Annotated in this window: 15 protein-coding genes, 4 tRNA genes and 1 pseudogene; 12 read left to right on the top strand and 8 right to left on the bottom strand. The window is 41.6% G+C overall.

What is annotated here, in order from left to right; translation table 11 throughout:
• The first annotated feature begins 366 nt into the window (after window positions 1-366).
• From G5T77_RS07460 to G5T77_RS07445, 4 genes are all read left to right on the top strand, one after another.
• Window positions 367-452: transfer RNA gene (locus G5T77_RS07460), tRNA-Leu, on the top strand.
• A gap of 352 nt (window positions 453-804) precedes the next feature.
• Window positions 805-889: transfer RNA gene (locus G5T77_RS07455), tRNA-Leu, on the top strand.
• Window positions 890-922: 33 nt separating this feature from the next.
• A tRNA-Trp gene (locus G5T77_RS07450) sits at window positions 923-996 on the top strand.
• A gap of 40 nt (window positions 997-1,036) precedes the next feature.
• Window positions 1,037-1,121 (top strand) — tRNA-Leu (locus tag G5T77_RS07445).
• A 145-nt stretch (window positions 1,122-1,266) separates the two neighbouring features.
• On the opposite strand, the gene G5T77_RS07440 is transcribed toward G5T77_RS07445, so the two are convergent.
• Window positions 1,267-1,470 (bottom strand): hypothetical protein, encoded by a 204-nt coding sequence (locus tag G5T77_RS07440; protein ID WP_004786362.1) that lies wholly within the window; start codon window positions 1,468-1,470, stop codon window positions 1,267-1,269.
• A gap of 418 nt (window positions 1,471-1,888) precedes the next feature.
• Here G5T77_RS07440 and G5T77_RS07435 point away from each other — a divergent pair, with 418 nt between their 5' ends.
• Window positions 1,889-2,161, top strand: a complete 273-nt coding sequence (locus tag G5T77_RS07435; protein WP_166138621.1) for a hypothetical protein — start codon at window positions 1,889-1,891, stop codon at window positions 2,159-2,161.
• Window positions 2,162-2,172: 11 nt separating this feature from the next.
• Here G5T77_RS07435 and gloB read toward each other — a convergent pair whose 3' ends face one another.
• Window positions 2,173-2,907, bottom strand: a complete 735-nt coding sequence (gene gloB, locus G5T77_RS07430; RefSeq protein WP_166138624.1) for a hydroxyacylglutathione hydrolase — start codon at window positions 2,905-2,907, stop codon at window positions 2,173-2,175.
• A gap of 120 nt (window positions 2,908-3,027) precedes the next feature.
• Window positions 3,028-3,612, bottom strand: a complete 585-nt coding sequence (locus G5T77_RS07425; protein WP_166138626.1) for a flavin reductase family protein — start codon at window positions 3,610-3,612, stop codon at window positions 3,028-3,030.
• Window positions 3,613-3,728: 116 nt separating this feature from the next.
• Between G5T77_RS07425 and G5T77_RS07420 the strand changes: the two genes are divergently transcribed.
• The gene (locus G5T77_RS07420; RefSeq protein ID WP_166138628.1) at window positions 3,729-4,550 is read left to right on the top strand and encodes a PhzF family phenazine biosynthesis protein; all 822 of its coding nucleotides are present in this window, start codon (window positions 3,729-3,731) and stop codon (window positions 4,548-4,550) included.
• A 141-nt stretch (window positions 4,551-4,691) separates the two neighbouring features.
• On the top strand, window positions 4,692-7,457 hold the full coding sequence (locus tag G5T77_RS07415; RefSeq protein WP_166138631.1) for a pitrilysin family protein: 2,766 nt from the start codon (window positions 4,692-4,694) through the stop codon (window positions 7,455-7,457).
• Between the two features lie 287 nt (window positions 7,458-7,744).
• On the opposite strand, the gene G5T77_RS07410 is transcribed toward G5T77_RS07415, so the two are convergent.
• Window positions 7,745-8,809, bottom strand: a complete 1,065-nt coding sequence (locus G5T77_RS07410) for an amidohydrolase family protein (RefSeq protein WP_166138633.1) — start codon at window positions 8,807-8,809, stop codon at window positions 7,745-7,747.
• Between the two features lie 107 nt (window positions 8,810-8,916).
• The gene (locus tag G5T77_RS07405; RefSeq protein WP_004786347.1) at window positions 8,917-9,312 is read right to left on the bottom strand and encodes a DUF3144 domain-containing protein; all 396 of its coding nucleotides are present in this window, start codon (window positions 9,310-9,312) and stop codon (window positions 8,917-8,919) included.
• Between the two features lie 110 nt (window positions 9,313-9,422).
• On the opposite strand from G5T77_RS07405, the gene G5T77_RS07400 reads away from it, so the two are divergent.
• Entirely contained in the window at window positions 9,423-10,055 is a 633-nt protein-coding gene (locus tag G5T77_RS07400) for a hypothetical protein (protein WP_004786345.1), read from the top strand.
• A gap of 22 nt (window positions 10,056-10,077) precedes the next feature.
• On the opposite strand, the gene G5T77_RS07395 is transcribed toward G5T77_RS07400, so the two are convergent.
• Window positions 10,078-11,529, bottom strand: a complete 1,452-nt coding sequence (locus G5T77_RS07395; RefSeq protein WP_166138636.1) for a CYTH and CHAD domain-containing protein — start codon at window positions 11,527-11,529, stop codon at window positions 10,078-10,080.
• Between the two features lie 120 nt (window positions 11,530-11,649).
• Window positions 11,650-13,107 (bottom strand): CYTH domain-containing protein, encoded by a 1,458-nt coding sequence (locus G5T77_RS07390; RefSeq protein ID WP_166138638.1) that lies wholly within the window; start codon window positions 13,105-13,107, stop codon window positions 11,650-11,652.
• A 333-nt stretch (window positions 13,108-13,440) separates the two neighbouring features.
• Here G5T77_RS07390 and G5T77_RS07385 point away from each other — a divergent pair, with 333 nt between their 5' ends.
• From G5T77_RS07385 to G5T77_RS07370, 4 genes are all read left to right on the top strand, one after another.
• Window positions 13,441-13,824, top strand: a complete 384-nt coding sequence (locus tag G5T77_RS07385) for a DUF962 domain-containing protein (protein WP_159123774.1) — start codon at window positions 13,441-13,443, stop codon at window positions 13,822-13,824.
• Between the two features lie 835 nt (window positions 13,825-14,659).
• Window positions 14,660-15,280, top strand: coding sequence for a thiamine phosphate synthase (gene thiE / locus G5T77_RS07380; protein WP_004786336.1), 621 nt, complete (start codon window positions 14,660-14,662; stop codon window positions 15,278-15,280).
• A gap of 39 nt (window positions 15,281-15,319) precedes the next feature.
• On the top strand, window positions 15,320-16,621 hold the full coding sequence (gene hemL / locus G5T77_RS07375) for a glutamate-1-semialdehyde 2,1-aminomutase (protein WP_034706389.1): 1,302 nt from the start codon (window positions 15,320-15,322) through the stop codon (window positions 16,619-16,621).
• A 127-nt stretch (window positions 16,622-16,748) separates the two neighbouring features.
• Window positions 16,749-17,165 carry a heme-binding protein gene (locus G5T77_RS07370; protein ID WP_166138640.1) on the top strand — a complete coding sequence of 139 codons (417 nt, stop codon included), beginning with the start codon at window positions 16,749-16,751 and terminating at the stop codon, window positions 17,163-17,165.
• Between the two features lie 116 nt (window positions 17,166-17,281).
• Here the strand turns inward: G5T77_RS07370 and G5T77_RS07365 are convergent.
• Window positions 17,282-17,381, bottom strand: a pseudogene (locus G5T77_RS07365) (IS982 family transposase); the annotation flags it as partial.

Genomic DNA, 17,381 nt, shown 5'->3' with positions numbered 1-17,381 from the left:
TGCCTTGTTTTTTTTTGCCTGGAATTTAAGGCTGAGCCATCTTTTAATCTCATTTTCATTATTCGCTTACTTTCGATGAGTAGATTTTAAATACTCAAACTAAGTATTAATGAAAGATGAGAAGAGGGAAGTCTTTTTAAATATCCTATTAATCAGCTGATCCAGATAATATTAAAATTAATATTCAACACCCTTTCAAATAATTTGATTCTTGGAATGAGAGGATTAAAATTAAGTGGTTTCTTTAGAAATAAGCCAGTATTTAATCATCAAAGAATTAACTGATTAATTTTTGATATAAAAACACCGAGTTGATCATAGAATCGCTTGTCAAGCGGATGCGATCGCTATAATATACACAGCCACGGGGATATGGCGGAATTGGTAGACGCACTGTGTTCAGGTCGCAGCGCCTTCTGGGCGTGAGAGTTCGAGTCTCTCTATCCCCACCATATATGAAGAAACAAGGTTAATGCCTTGTTTTTTTTTGCCTGAAATTTAGTGCGACATTTTTATTGGCTCGGCTTTTTATTCTTTGTATTGGATTCATTTATTGTTTAAACAACATGCTTGATCAAGATAAGTGAGGTTCTAGAGGTCTGATCTGCTGAGACTGAGCTAGACAAGCTTAGAGATTAAGTTCAAAGCAGTAGCAAAGAAACCTCATAAGGCCGAGTTTTCTTGTTAAATCTTATAAAAAATAAAAAAATTGCATTAACTGTTTAATTTATAGCGGAATAGGCAGTGATTGCTTGTAAAATCACTTGTCAATGACCTGCTATCTCTATAATATACACAGCCATCGGGGACGTGGCGAAATTGGTAGACGCACTGGATTTAGGTTCCAGCGCCGCGAGGTGTGAGAGTTCGAGTCTCTCCGTCCCCACCAATTTACTCAAGAGATTGAGTAAAATGGCCGAGTAGAGGATTGGTGTAATGGTAGCATGACGGTCTCCAAAACCGTTCGTCAAGGTTCGAATCCTTGATCCTCTGCCAAAGTTTGAAAAAAAGTCCAACACTAAGTTGGTACCCTGATGGGGACGTGGCGAAATTGGTAGACGCACTGGATTTAGGTTCCAGCGCCGCGAGGTGTGAGAGTTCGAGTCTCTCCGTCCCCACCATCAAAAGAGACAAGGTTGATGCCTTGTTTTTTTTTGCCTGAAATTTTTTAAATGAAAAAAAGCCCATCGAAATGGGCTGATTATAGGAATAAGAGAATTTTACTCAAATAAAAGGGTAAATCATGAGTGCATTGATTAATTAAATTTAAGCTTTCAGATGATCTTCAAACTCCTCACCCAGTTGCATGGCCAATGCATTACCTGAAAGATCACAAGTCACCAGACCATATTCTTTTTTAAAACTGAAACTAAAACCACGATTGTCTGCCAGGGTGCGAACCGAATACCCCAATTTTTCTAACCAAAGTCTAAATGCGAGAACGTTTTTTGCTTTAACCACTTTTTTCACGACATAACTCCTTCATCAGTTAAATCATAGATAAGGGTGAGAATTTTCGTTTTAAAGGGCAAATACCCTTATTTAAATTAATTTAATTGAATTTGCGGATTTAATGAACAAGATAATATAGACGAAATATAAGGTTTTTTATCTAAGTCTATGTTTTTTAATATTTTCAAGATGTTGTAACTAAATATTTTAATTTTAAGCCTAAATAATTTTTCGAATAGTTATTAATATTCAAATATTTAAATCAATAATTGTTTATTTGTTATTCATTTTAAATTAGGAATTAGCGTGGTTTAAGGTTTTAGAGTTTGAGTAAGGCTTAAAAATATACAATCCAGCAAAGCTTCCGAGTATTCAGGTCATGGTTTTAGGCTCAACCCTTTATACTGGCATTGATGTAATTTAAATAAGATTGATGATGACTGAATTAAATATTGAGCAGTACGTCAAACAGCAAATTGAACTTATGCAGCAACAAGGGCAGGAGGCTGTGGCTGTGATGCTGGGCCATGAAGACTGGCTGGATTTTTCAGTGCAGTCCAAGGTGGCGTATACGCCATTCGGCAGTGCGCGTCGTTATCAACCTGCTTTGGGTGGATTATTGCTGGTCAGGATTGATGAAATGAATGCGGTACAAGTGGTCACCCAGCAAGAACTGGATGACTATGCTCAGAAGCATCAGCTGCTCTAAGCAGCTATAGTTTAAAACGAGTCTTTCATCACGCGTAAATGTTGAAACTCTTCGACACTGTCTGCGCGTAAAAAAGGATTGGTTTCCAGTTCTGCTGCAATCGTACTGGGTAAGGTGCATTGTCCTAGCATGCGCATACGCTCAACCTGTTCGAAACGCTCCAGAATTGCTGGATTATCTGGTTCTACATGTTTGGCAAACTGTGCATTCGACAGCGTATATTCATGCGTGCAATAAACCTGAGTACGTGGCGGTAGGGCAGCCAAGCGAGCCAGAGAGTGATACATCTGCTGATAAGTGCCTTCAAATACCCGTCCACAGCCCATGGCAAACAGGGTATCGCCACAGAACAGTACATCAATGGCATCCAGGAAATACACAATATGGCCTAGGGTATGACCCGGTACGGCAATAATCTGTACCTCAACACCATGAAAACTGAACTGGTCGTCATGTTCAAGTGGATGGTCAATAAACGGAATTTTTTCCAGCTCAGCTTTTGAGCCATATACCGGTAATGATTGCTTTTGAATTAAATCCGGAACGCCCCCGATATGGTCTTTATGCCAGTGGGTGAGCCAGATCTGACTCAGCTCAAGTCCATGTTCGGTACAGTAATCCTGAACTAGCACAGCTTCAGTGGGATCAATGACCACGACCTGATGCGTCGGTGTATGTTCAAGTAACCAGATATAATTTTGTAATGAGTTTTTGACATCAATACAGTGGATTTTAAACGGTATCATAAGACATCAGACCAAACAGATATTATGGATAAAGTAGCATAAATTCAGGCAGTCTGACTGTGGTCAAAGCTGCCTGTTTGCAAGAATTTTTTATATGATTTGTTTAAAAAGATCAGTTATTTATTCTGCATCTTTTACTGCGACAGCTTCGCCAATGGTATAGAAGTGGCCGCCGGCGACATGATGAATACTTTTCCATTCATCGCTGACTTCATGATAGTACCAGTGTCCATCACAGAACACCCGGTCATCAGCATAAGCGGCAATGACCTTACCAATAAACAGATCATGGGTCTGCTGGTTATGTGGCTCGGAAATCAGCTCACATAAAATCCATGCGGCACAACCCTCTACAACCGGAATCTCTTGATCTGCGAATTTGAATAACTGCACACCGGACTGCTCCAGTTTGTTTGGGTCATTGTACAGACTCAATGTTCCCAGGCTATAGACCATTTCCAGCTGTTTGAGGGTGGGAATCTGCAGGGCAAAGTAGCCTGAATTTTCAATTATTTTTCGGGTCTTGGTGCTTTTATCCAGCACTACGGTGACTTTTGCTGGACTAAATTCGAGTGCACATGCCCAAGCAGCGGCCATGACATCAGTGTCTTGCCCATCATTGGCAGATACCAGTACTGTTGGACCATGCGTAATCAGGCGATAGGCTTTTTCTAAAGGTACAGTTTGAATATGTGAATTGTTCATAAAGAACCTTAATGAGTGAAAAGGGAGAAAAATAAATCATCTGATCCACAGCATATAAAATTCCTCTTCTGGAAAAAAGCTTTTAAACTAAACACCTACATACAGGAGTAAAGAAAATGAAAATGTACCAGGTGGATGCTTTTACGACGTCTCTATTTAAGGGAAATCCTGCTGCAGTCATCGTGCAGGATGCTTGGCTGGATGATCACCTGATGCAGAATATTGCCCTGGAAAATAATCTGTCTGAGACCGCTTTTGTCAAAGTGCTGGATGCAGAAAATTATGAAATTCGCTGGTTTACGCCGACCAAGGAAGTGGATTTCTGTGGACATGCCACATTGGCCAGCAGCTTTGTATTATTCAAGGATTTTAGCTCTGCAAAAACCATTTATTTTCATGTCAAAGATCTGGGCATTTTTACAGTATGCCAGGATGAGGATGGCAAAATCCGGATGAATTTCCCGATCCGTCAGCCTGAACTCATCACAGATTATCCGGAAGCTTTAAGACAGGCCCTGACGAAACCTTTTAAAAACGTTTATCTGAATACACAAGGTTATATTATTGAATATGAATCAGTGCAGGATGTATTAGAAGAGCAACCCAATATTGAATTGCTGAAGCAGCTGAATGGAAAAAGAACCGCGATTACAGCGGCGGGTCCATTACTGGATGTCGCGATTACCGCTGGTGATACGCAATATGATTGCATATCACGTTATTTTGCACCGAGTAACGGGATTAATGAAGATCCGGTAACGGGTTCAATTCATACCGGGATTGCACCGATCTGGGCGGAGAAATTAAATAAAACTGAACTGGTGGCTTATCAGGCTTCTCAGCGTGGCGGTGTATTGTATTGCGCATTAGAAGAACAAGACCGCATTGAGATTTCAGGTTATGCCAAACTGTTTATGCTGGCCGAACTTTATATTTAATTAATATACTCAATAAAATACCGTGAAATTGCGCGGTATTTTATTTGGCTTCTCATAAAATAGACTATTCATAATAAAGACTTTTCTCTAAGATCAGAGTAACTGTAAATAAAAATTCACACTTAAAAATTTGGATGAATAATGCAAATACGCTTTAAACGTTTAAGCTTGGCGATTTTATTATCTGGCTGGACAGCGGCCAGTTTTGCACAGCCGGCATTGGTGAAAACAGAACAGAATATCGAAGAATATCGACTGGAAAATGGCTTAAGAATTATTCTTGCGCCCAATGATAAAGAAAATAAAGTGTTTATGAATACGGTTTATCTGACCGGTTCACTGAATGATCCTCAGGGCAAAGGGGGCCTGGCGCATCTGCTTGAACATCTGGCGTTTAAAGGCACGGAAAATGTGAAGGGAGATGAGTTTCAGCGCCGTCTGGATCAATATACCTTAATGACCAATGCTAGTACTGACTATTACTCAACCAAATATACCAATGTGATTCGTCCTGAGCAGACTGCGGTCAATGAAGTGATTTTCCTTGAAGCAGAACGCATGGACAAGCTGGTCCTGCAAGAAAAGTATGTGCCGACTGAAATTGATATCGTGAAACGTGAGCGTGAAATCCGTCTGGATCAGCCATTTTCCGTACTGATGGATCAGGTATTTAAATCAGCTTATGGCAATCAGTATCTGGGGCGATTACCGATTGGCGATTTGAACGAACTGCAATCGATCAAGATGCAGGAGCTGAACCAGTTTTATCGTCAGTGGTATGCACCGAATAATGCCCTCATGGTTATTTCAGGCAAATTTAATAAGGCAGAAGTGCTGAAGCAGATTGATACCCATTTCAGTCCGATCCAGTCTCGCAAAGTGCCTGAAGCGGTAAAAGTGCCTGCGCTAAAACCTGAACAGATCAAACAACGTGAATTTACCGTACAAAAAGGTAGTGATCTGGCCAAATTTAATATTTATCTGAACCAGTCAGAAGAAAGTATTAAAACCACGCTGGCCATGTCTCCAATCTTATATACCTTGCAACCTAGCGGACACCTGTATCAAAGTCTGGTCGAGACGGGTAAGACCACTACAGTGCAGTCTATGACCTGGCTCGATAAGGATTTTAATCTGGTCTTTATGGGTGCCATCTATGCGCCAAATCATCAAGTCAAGCAGGTTGAGCAGGGCTTGATTCAGGGTGTAGAGCAGAGCCAGCCATTTAACGAAACCGAATTAAACCGGGCTAAAAGTCTAACCCGAAACCAGGCGGACAATGTTAAAAACAGCGCAACCGCTTTAGGTTCGCGTTTAAGTGAATATGTAGTGGCTTATTCAGGTGACTGGAGCCAGTATTTCAAAGATCTGCAAGCCATAGAAAAGCTGGATGTCAATCAGATCAATCAGGTGTATAAGGCATTCTTTAAGCCAGAATATCGTATTTCTGGCAATATCTTGCCGACACCAGAAGATCAGAAAAAAGCACAGGAGTTGCCCCAGACTGAAGTGCCGGCTCAAACTCTGGACCAGCAGGCTGAAGCAGCAGAACCGCTGAAAGATGTCAGTGTCTATCAGGCAGAAGTAAAGCAGTATGTGGCGCAGTCCAAGCAATATTTACAGGCTAAGGACAAGCAGATTCAACGGGGCAAACTGAAGAATGGTATTAAATACGCTTTATTCCCGACCCAGACTCAGGATGACAAAGTTTATGCCACTATTGCACTTAATTTTGGTACGGCACAAAGTTTGTTCAATAAAGGCGAGATTCTGGATCTGACAGCTTACTTACTACTGCGTTCTTCTGAAACCCAGAGCTTGCAACAGATTGCCGATAAAATTATTGAGTCTGGTGGTTCAGCCACGGCCAGTTCCTCTGAAAATGGCATGAGCATTCAGATAAGTGCCAAAAAAGAGAAGTTTGAAGAGTTTTTCCAGTATGTACTGGATGTGCTCAATAAACCGGCCTTTGAGCAGAGTCAGTTTGACCTGATTAAAGGACAAAGCCTATCTGCGTTAGACCGTCCTTATACTGAGCCCAATATGGTGGCAGGCCTGACCATGTCCCGCGCGACCGAGATTTATCAGCCGGGTGACCTTCGTTATCATTTTGAACCTGAACTGGCGAAAAAACAGATTCAGGCTGCTACTCGTGAACAGGTCGTAGCGCTGTATCAGCAGTTCTTTAATACGCATCATGCCCAGATCGCAGTGACCGGGGAATTTAATCCGAAGTCCGTGAGCAAAGTCCTCAAAAATAACTTTGCGAGCTGGAAAGCGAAGCAGCCTTATGAGCGCTTAAGTGGTCAATATACAGTTTATCCGGCACAGAAAATCCATGCGTTGTCTGAACAGCGTGAGTTCGGTCATTATCGGGCTGTCATGACATTCCCTGTCGGTGCAGAACATGTAGATTTACCAGCCATGCTGGTCTTCCGACATATTCTGGGTGATTCTCAGTTGTCTTCACGTTTAGCACAGGAACTGCGTGAGAAAAATGCGCTGGTTTATGGCTTCAGTGCCAATGCTCAGTATGATGAATGGATTGATTCAGGCGCATTAGGCATTCAGGCAAATTATACGCCTGGCCGATCAGCACAGGTGTCACAAGCTGTGCATAAGGTATTGAATGAGCTTCTGGCCAAAGGGGTAACTGAGCAGGAAGTTGAAGCGGCGAAAGCCACGATTTTGAAACAGCGCGTCACTGCACTAGAAGATGATCGCCGTATTCACAGCATGCTGATTCCACAACTGGAAAAAGATCGTAATCTGATCTATCGGGAGAAACGTGATCAGGCGATTGCCAAGCTGACCAAGGCAGATGTCGATGCCGTTATCAAAAAATATGTTAAACCGGATCAATTGGTCGAAGTCATGGCGGATCAGTATGGGAAAGAAGTGAAATAAACTCTGTAATTTTTTATAAGTCTATGACGGTCTCTTTTCATTTTAAATAAATGTTTAGATGTCTATATGGCTACTTTTGCTTCGGCAAAAGTAGCCAAAACCATTTGTCATCCGCAAAACTCGTCCACCACCTTCACGAAATAAATTTATTGTAGAAACAATCCTCTTATGATGTAGTCCTACCTCAACCAGTTACGGATGACGTTTCCGCGTATTTATGAGCATGAAAAATTTTAAAAATTAAAATTTTAATCTATTTGTTGATTCAGTTTTAATTAATAAGAGTTCTATAAACGATAAAAGCGTTTCGCATTTTCATAAAAAACCGGCTTTACAGCATGTTCGTCATAGTTCTGCACAATATCGCTAAAGGCATCAATGATGGTGACCAGATCTGTGCTGACACGATCCATCGGGAAATTCGAAGCAAACATGATGCGATCTTTAGCGAAACATTGTAGGGCATGCTGGATCAATGGAGCCGCGAGCTGAATCAGTTCATCTTTTTTTGCCAGTTTTCGATCTAAATGAAAACGGTGACCGAGTACAGGCATAAACAGACCGGAGATTTTGCTATACACATTCGGACATTTTGCCAGTTCAGCCAAGTCTTCTTTCCAAGTCTGAAAAATATAGTCTCGCTGCTGTGCTGTTTGTCCTGTTGCTTTACCGACTTTCCCAAAGATGCCGGCAGGTGTGCCCAAGTGATCCAGCACAATCGGCGTTTCAGGAAATGTTTTGGCCAGATGGGCCACATCAGAAATTTGGGTAGAATAAACCCAGGCATCAAAACTTAAATTGGCTTTGGCTAATTCCTCAAATCCTTTCAGAAATTTCTTATTGCAGTATAAATGCGGTTCATCGGTCCAGGCATGAATGCCTTTATCGGCATGGAACGATGCCATTTTACGAATACCACGTAATTTCGGCGAAACTTCCTGATGTAATTGCAGCAGCTGTTTAAAGTTTTTTTGACGAAGATCAGCTGTAGCCACAATGCCGCCTAGCTGAATATTCTGTTCAGCAAAAGGCAGCCCGGCAATAAACCTGGTTTCATTAACCACGCCAGTACCTTTATGCTCATGCCAGCTTGCTTCTATATGAACAATCTGTTCCACCTGATAATGACCGATGTCACGTTTATAATTTTCAGGTAGGTAAGGCGCGGTCAGATGTTCGGTCAGACCAATGGTATCGATCACCGCTTTGGGCTTGATCAGTCGCACCATTTTGTTCAGCAGTTTGGGATGTTTGCCAAATAATTTTACGGCTGAGGCTGCGGCATGCGGTGTGGTATAAGGGTCCCATTGATGAATATGCGGATCTATAATCGGAAAGGGCAGTTGTTGCATGATATTTTTGGTCATCGTTTAATTTTTATTCATTTTTTATAGGATGAATCCAGTATTAAAGTCAAATTAAAAATCAAAGATTTAAAAAAAGCCCCGTAGGGCTTTCATTAATGATCGTGGTCGTGTTGATGCTTGTTGGCATGAAACTCTTCATTACGACGGAAACGTAAATAGTTCTCAAACTGCTCACAGTATTCATCGTAGTTATCTTCCAGCATCATCTGAAATTGCTGCAGGATATAAGACATGACCTGATCTTTAGCGTCGCGCATCTCGTTGCCATCTTTGAAATTGTTGGCAGCGACCCAGGTATTAAAGCGGGCAGTACCAAACAGCATTGCAGCGCTAACTTGACCACGTTTTTCTGCCGGGTTTTCCTGAGAGCCTTTTTCTACACGGCTAAATTCGTTGGCCTGTTTAATAAATTCATCAGCACGTTCAAAGAATGCAGCATTTAACGCTTCTTCTTCGGTTACATCGGTTGCTTCAATCTTTTGAACCATGAATTTTTCCTGATAATAAAATCTTAATCACTAATTATAGGCAAAGCCTTGCAGAAACTAAACCTTTGCCTTAATCTAAAAATAGCCTAAGCAATAAAAATGTAAATCTCATGCAAGATGCAATTGCTGTACAGAGTCTGAAAAGTGATATTGCCTTATTACGCCAGAATATCTGGCCACCAGCAAATCTGGCCAATGTGGAAGGATTGCCAATTTATTATGGCACCAAGTCGCAGGTCGAAGAATATTACAAGCAATGGCTGGGTCTGATTGAAAGGGCACAAGACCTGTTTCAGCCTTTTATGGAAGATGAAGTTCTGGATGCGATTCATTTGCCAAGCCATTTGAATCTGCCTTTATTCTATTTTCATGTGGACCGCATCCGGATTAATAAAACCCGCGCCAAAGAATCCAAGACTTTTCGAGGCATTGCTAGTCTGATTGAAAAATGTGGGCAATTTGAACCGGAACAGATTCAGGCCATGCAACGCTGGCTAGACAGTGATGAGACAGCGGCACTTGTGGCACATCGTGAATTTGTAGATCTGCGTACTTATGTATTCCAGCATGGTCAAAGTGAATACACCCGGACTCGGTTCTATGTGAATGGCATCGTCCTCAGTGTCGAACCACATTTTGAACTGGTTGATGCCCGTGATAAGCCGCGTAAGCAGCGCAGCGATAGTTATAGCGATCCATTAGCTGATAACAATACCTGGAAAGTATATGGAAAATATCGCTAGAGCAATTTTGTCTATTTATCTCTTACCAGAATGGCTGGGTGTGAGAAAATTTTTGTAACTGCTCGGCAGCCTGTTCCGACAGATGCTGCTGTTCTGCGGTGAGCCAGCCGATGACAAACCATGCCTTGGAATGTTTTTTGGCATAAGGCCTATACAGGCTTTCTGCGACAAACAGGTCATTATAATGACCTAAAGTCTCCTGTAAGGGCTTTAACGCTTTCAGATATCTTTTGATTTCCTTTTCCGGAAACAGGCTTTGCAGAAATTCCACATTATAACGCAAGCGTTTAACCCGCTTGCGGGTTCGGTGGCGTGATTCAATATCCAGTTCCTGATAATTCTCTGCATCTGCACAGACTTTCTGATGCAGTTTGCTGAGTCCTTTACACAGGAGTTTATGCGAGGACTTTTGCTGGTTTGCACTCTGATCCTGACTAAATTGTAGTAGCTCCAGTATCAGCTCCATCGTAGCTGGCTTTCTGAATAATTGGCTAATATCTGCCTGATCCTGTTGGGCTGGAGGCAACTGCAATACTGGTGAACCCGCAGCTTCTAGCTGAGGAAGCAGACTTTCAGCTAAAGCATCGCGATCCCGAGTAGAGCCTAATTGCTGGAAGATATTGCGTAACTGATCCTGCCATTCCTCTGGCAAATCCTGATGATAGGGCTGGAAGATTTTTAAGGCACTGCGTAAACGCCGGATAGCGACGCGGGCTTGGTGCACATGGTCACTATTGTAATTCTCTAGCGCAATCGCCGTCGCATTGGGAAACAGGTGCGTCAGACAGTTGGTGATAATTTTTTGCAAGATATGATGAATATCGTCTTTAGCTGCGAGCTGTAAAGTTGTTTGATGCTGAACAGGGAGATCAATTGCATTATTTAACAAGGCATAACCACGCTCGGACTTGCTGCGTACATCTATCCATAACTGATAACGTTGAATCCAGGGTTTAACAAAATCAATTAAGTCATCAAGTTTGCCACTTTTGAGCTCAAATTCAACTTCATAAATATCCAAGGTCTGGCCATTAGAACGAATCTCACCTCTATCCAGTGCAATTTCAATCTGACTTCCTCGGTAATTTTCAATCCAGAGATCCCGCTCTACATCAGTTTCAAATTGTAGAGTCAGAGACGTATCTAGGGTGTGAAGTGCCTGTTTTAGAATCTTCCGAGCCTGTTTATGCTTGGCATAAGCTTTTAAATCACAGTTGTCCGGTGCGGTATCCAGTCTTTCTTCCAGCTCAAAGCGTTCAAATTGATGCTGGCTCGGTGCTTTTAAGGTCTGAAACCATTGCTGATCTTCCAGACGCTGCCGGAGTGCAATTTTGTGCTGCTGTAACTGCTGATCGGCAGTATCAAAGTATTTGGCACATAAATGATGTCGAGTTGGCCCGTACTGCTGAAAATCTTGTTCGAATTGGTGACGTATACTTTGCGGAATCTGGAATTTGAGTTCGATTTCTGCCATCGGGCCATTCCTTCTCGATGAAGCTCATAACAATCAATATAGACCAAACAACAAAAGTATTGTGATGTGCTTGTGCAACAAAAAGCACGCCGTAGCGTGCTTTGAAAGTCAGTTAAATACTTATTTAAGAAATTTGCGGCTGACCAGAAACTGTTCTGTCGCTTCCAGTAAGCGCTGCGCATAGACTTCCTGCTTGGCAGTCAGCCAACCCAACACAAACCAGTCACTGGCTTCCAGCTCGGTCTGTTGAATATAGGCTGCAGAAGAGGCCAGCGTCTGATATTCATTTGCTGCTTGCTGCGCATCATTGAGTGCCTTGCTGTATTTTTGCAGGTTTTTGACATCATAAATCGTGGTCAAAATTGGGAAGCTGAATTTTAATTCCTGAATGCGAATTGCTAGCTGATCCAGACTCTCAAAATTGGTAATATCAGTCTGGTTCATCTGTTCCTGCAAGACTTTGTATTGTTGCTGCAAGGTAGTTTGCGCTGCAAATTTTAATTCCAACGGTTTTGCTTCATCTGTACTTAAGCTGAAGATCAGCAATTCCAGATAGTGATGCACATTTTGGGTGGATTTCACCAGATTGCCCAGCTTCTCTTTGGCATAGAGAATATCTTTAGTCAGGTTCTCTGCGGTTGTAGGATTTTGCAGGAAGCCAGCCAGAGTGTTCTGCATGTGCTGTAAATGTTGCAGATGTTCAAACTGCTGTTTAAAGGCAGACAGCTGATGAGCCCATTTGTCTGAAACCTGAGTATGCCAATCTTTAAACAAAAGTAGGGTCAGATAGAGATGATCCAAGGCCTGTTGTGCCTGATCAATATGTTCCTGCTCTGCCACTTGCGCGGAGATTGCCGCAATATTGGGCAACAGGTGCTGCATTTGCTGGGCCACCAGATGACACAGGTTTTTGCCTGCACTATCTTTTTTGCTGATCTGGAATTCTTTGGCAAAAGTAGCGGGACTTACATTCTGATGAGTCGCTAACAAATTCCCAATTTCAGCCTTACTACGTACATCCAGCCACAGCTGATATTTTTTGACCCATTCAAAACTAAAGGCCAGCAAATCCTGAATTGAACCATGCTTTAACTCGAATTCAACTTCATGCACTTCCTGTTCAGCATGAGGCGTGCGAATACAGCCGATATCCAGGCTGACTTCGATTGATGTGTTTTCATATTCAATCACGCGCAAGGTACGGGCAATATCGGTTTCAAACTGCAATTGCAGCTGGTCAAACTGATCACCTAAAGCACGATTAAGCAAGGTTTGCGCTTCAGCAGACTGCTGGTAAATACTCAGGTCCAGCTCAGGAGAATATTCTAATTCACCCAGATCATGATTATGCTCGAAACGTTCAATGTGGCTTTTGCCTGCCGCTTTTAACGTCTGAACCCAACGACTGCCTTCTAATCGTTGGCGTAGGGCAATTCCATGCTGGGCCAGTTGACGGTCTGCAGTATCATAGTATTTGGCTTGAAGCAGGATCTGTTGAGATTTCTTGGGATCAAGTGCCTTAAGCAGGGCAGTACGGCGTGCCGCGGGAATCTGGAACTTGAGTTCAACTTCAACCATGATAATCATCCTGTCTATTCAATTTATTGAAAAATATTAAAAAATAAATTGAATTTTTATTCGCTTGCATGAAATTCCGATATGAAACGGAAATATTTTTTAGACTTTTGAGCGGCTGATTGTAACGAAAAACCAATCTGATGTAAGACTTGACCGATTGAAAAAAATGGAAATGGAAAAATTAAAATGCTGATCTCATTCGCTGGTTTCTACTGAAAGCATGACAATTCAATATCTAAGCCAAATTCAGGTACAGAATTACATGAAAATAAAGGTACTTTTAATTGCCTAAATTATGCGCTAAGGTGAAGAAAAAAGATCAGGATGATGATAATGAATGCACAAGTGCAGCCGAGCAATGAGATTGCAGAACTGACTTCTCCACAAATGCCGATTCATGACTATCATGAGTTTTACCGGTTTTATCTAACCGAGCATCGCCATATTATGAGCCGCCGTTTGCATGTCGCAGGTAGCAGTATCGGTTTATATTTTTTTAGCAAAGCCCTTCATCAGCGTAAAGCTAAATATCTGGCCTATGGACTACTCTCAGGTTATGCCTGTGCCTGGATTGGTCATTTCATTTTTGAAAAGAATAAACCGGCCAGCTTTAAACAGCCGCTATACAGTTTTATTTCAGACTGGCGTATGTTTGCCGATGTATTACGTGGTAACCTGAGCCTGGTCGATCGTAAGCACGACAAAATTCCAAGTTAGGGCTTATGACGTTTTATCGGATTTATGCTTAAGTATTGCAATAAAAACGATAAAAACACTTGCAAGTGTAGAGTTATTATTCTATTAATTATTTTATTGCTTATTCAGTATTTTATCAAAGAGTATAATTCACTGAATAAATCAGTTTTCCAAGCCTGGAGCGACCTTCTCCGGGCTTTTTTTATATTTAAAAAAATAGAAAGATCTGCATTGACGTATTTTTAATTTATCTGAATGATTTAGAAAATATTCACGAGATGAATGAACCAAGTTTGAGAGATAAGATGGTCAGTTCTGCTTAGATGGGTCGATCCTTTCTAGCTTTGACACGTCTCCCCATAAACGGTTTACCCAAAGCTAGAAAGGATCTGGTAGATAAAACACAGCTTTTGCTTTTCTATTTATGTGTTGTGTTCGAACTTATTTAAATCCTTTAATGCATGTAGACCTATCCCTGAAATTGGGTATTTTGAAGTTTTCTTTAAGTTTTGTGATTAATGGTATTCAAGCAATTTTATACACAGGAATCGTAAAATCCGGACATAAAAAAATCGCTTTCAGAATTTTGCAACTTCTCCACTAAGTTATCTGCAAAATCCTAAAAGCGTTTGTCGGAGGGCGTAAGCATTAACACTTTATTATTATTGTTATAAAACCATTAAAACGTAAATTCTGGCAGCCGCCTATCACTGAAAATAGGGATATTGATCAATCACCTGTATAAAAAGTACAAATAATAATCTAATACCTGAATCGGGTATTATTCAGTGTTTAGGATGGGGAAACTCGCCCATTTATGCCTATAATAGCGTATGTATTTTGAATGGCGGCAGTCATGCGCGGTTTATATTTAATTACCAATGATGATCCTATTGAGCTTCTTCTGGCGAAACTTGAAGGTGCAATGGCGACTTATGAAGTTGCGGTACTTCAGTATCGTCGTAAAAAAGTAGCGAAAGAAGATCAGGCTTACGAAATCGAATATATGAAACAAATGTGTGAACAGTATAAAGTTCCATTTGTGATTAATGACGATTTGGAAACTGCAGTAAAATATGGCGTAGGCGTGCATTTGGGTCAGGATGATGGTTCAATCCAGGAAGCTGTTGAGCGTTTGCCTAAAAATGTATTGATTGGCCGCAGTTGTAATAACTCACTTGAGCTTGCTGAACAAGCCATTGCTGATGGGGCTAATTATGTAGCCTTTGGCGCGATCTATGCGACTGATACCAAGCCAGAAGCAGGTAATATTGGTCTGGAAACCTTAAAACAAGCCAAAAGTAAATTAAATGTACCGATTTGCGCTATTGGCGGTTTGACGGTGGAAAACGGCAAAGAAGTCATTGAAGCCGGTGCAGATCTTTGTGCAGTTATTAGTGATGTCTTAGGTCGCTCAATGTCGACTGTCGGTCAACGTGTATATGACTGGTCGGAACTATTTGCTGAACAAGCTTAATTTTTATTTCTTATTGTATTTTTGAGTTGAGTGATTCTCATGAGTTTATCTCCAAAGCAAGAACAACTATTTAAACAAGCCAATAAACATATTCCGGGTGGTGTTAACTCACCTGTACGTGCTTTCAATGGCGTGGGTGGTACGCCTATCTTTATCGAGAAAGCACAAGGTGCTTATCTGTACGATGTCGATGGCAAGCGCTATGTGGACTATGTGGGTTCATGGGGCCCAATGATTCTGGGTCATGCGCATCCATCAATCATTAAAGCGGTGCAAGATGCAGCTGTTGATGGTTTAAGCTTTGGTGCACCAACCGTGCATGAAACCACTTTGGCAGATATCATTTGCGACATCATGCCATCCATTGAATTGGTACGTATGACGAATTCTGGTACTGAAGCGACCATGACTGCGATTCGTCTGGCACGTGGTTATACTGGTCGTGACAAGATCGTAAAATTTGAAGGTTGTTATCACGGTCACTCTGACTCGTTGCTGGTAAAAGCAGGTTCTGGCTTGTTAACTAAAGGCGAAGGTGAAGCGACTTCTGCGGGTGTACCTGCTGATTTTGCCAAACATACTTTAACTCTTCCTTATAACGACATCGCCACTTTAAAAGAATGCTTTGCCAAGTTCGGTTCAGAAATTGCCGGTGTAATTGTAGAGCCAGTAGCAGGAAACATGAATCTGGTGAAACCGATTGATGGTTTCCTGCAAGCGATACGTGATGTCTGTGATGAACATGGTTCAGTCTTCATCATTGATGAAGTGATGACAGGTTTCCGTGTCGGTCTAGGTGGTGCTCAGGCACATTATGGCGTAACTCCTGATTTAACGACTTTGGGTAAAATTATTGGTGCGGGGCTGCCAGTCGGTGCTTTTGGCGGTAAGCGTGAAGTGATGGAATGCATCGCGCCACTAGGTAACGTGTATCAGGCAGGTACTTTGTCCGGTAACCCGCTAGCAATGCGTGCCGGGATCGAGATGTTTAAACATCTGCGTGAGCCAGGTTTTTATGAAAAACTGACTGCTCAACTTGAAAAACTTCTTGCAGGTTTACAAGCAGCTGCGGATGAAGCCGGTATTCCATTCAAGACCCAGCAAGTGGGCGGCATGTTTGGCCTGTACTTCACTGATCAAGAAGACATCACCAGCTTTGATTCAATGCTGAAATGTGACGTAGAAGCTTTCAAGAAATTCTTCCATGGCATGTTAAGTCGTGGTGTGAACCTGGCTCCATCTGCATTTGAAGCAGGATTTATTTCAGCTGCGCATAGTGATGAAGATATTGAATTTACGATTCAAGCGGCTAAAGAAACTTTTGCTGAAATGAAAGGGTAATACAACCTCTCCCTAACCCTCTCCTAAAAGGAGAGGGAACATAAGCCCGAATTCGTTCGGGCTTATTTTATTCTTTTAATTAGACCGCAAAGATTTGAAATTGATAAATTAGAAATTGGATAGTTGAATGAAAACTAAACATTATTTGACCTTAAGCGATGCTGAGTTTTTATTAAATCAGGCCTATGAATATGCGCTAGAAAATGGCTTTAATGTCAGTATTGCTGTCGTTGATGAAACTGGTAATTTGCTGGCAATGAAGCGTATGGATGAGGCTTCACCGATGACAGCAAACCTGTGTCTGGAAAAAGCACGTTGTTCTGCCATTAGTCGCCGTCCGTCCAAGCTGTTTGAAGATATTATCAAAGGCGGTCAAATGGGCTTTCTGACGATGGATACTTTTTCTGGGATGTTAGAAGGTGGTGAGCCGATTCTGTATCAGGGTCAGTTGGTTGGTGGGATGGGGGTTTCTGGCGTGAAGTCTTTCCAAGATGCTGCGATTGCACAGCAGGCGATTGAGAAGTTTTTGGCACTACAAAATTAGGTGTTTGTATTTGGAAAATACAAAATTATAGTGAGTATGAATAAATTTAACAAAACCCGAGTTAGTTTGCTTGGGTTTTTATTAGATTCTAAGATTATAAATAACCCGAATCCTGCTTAAGCCGATGACTTCATAATTTGAATTGTTGGCTTATTTTTATGGATCAGTTGATATGCACACAAGGGCGCGTAAATTCCTCCTAGAAATCCATGAACA

Origin of the sequence: Acinetobacter sp. GFQ9D191M, from assembly GCF_011174875.1 — a bacterium.
Lineage (GTDB): Bacteria > Pseudomonadota > Gammaproteobacteria > Pseudomonadales > Moraxellaceae > Acinetobacter.
This window is presented reverse-complemented; position numbering and strand designations above follow the sequence as displayed.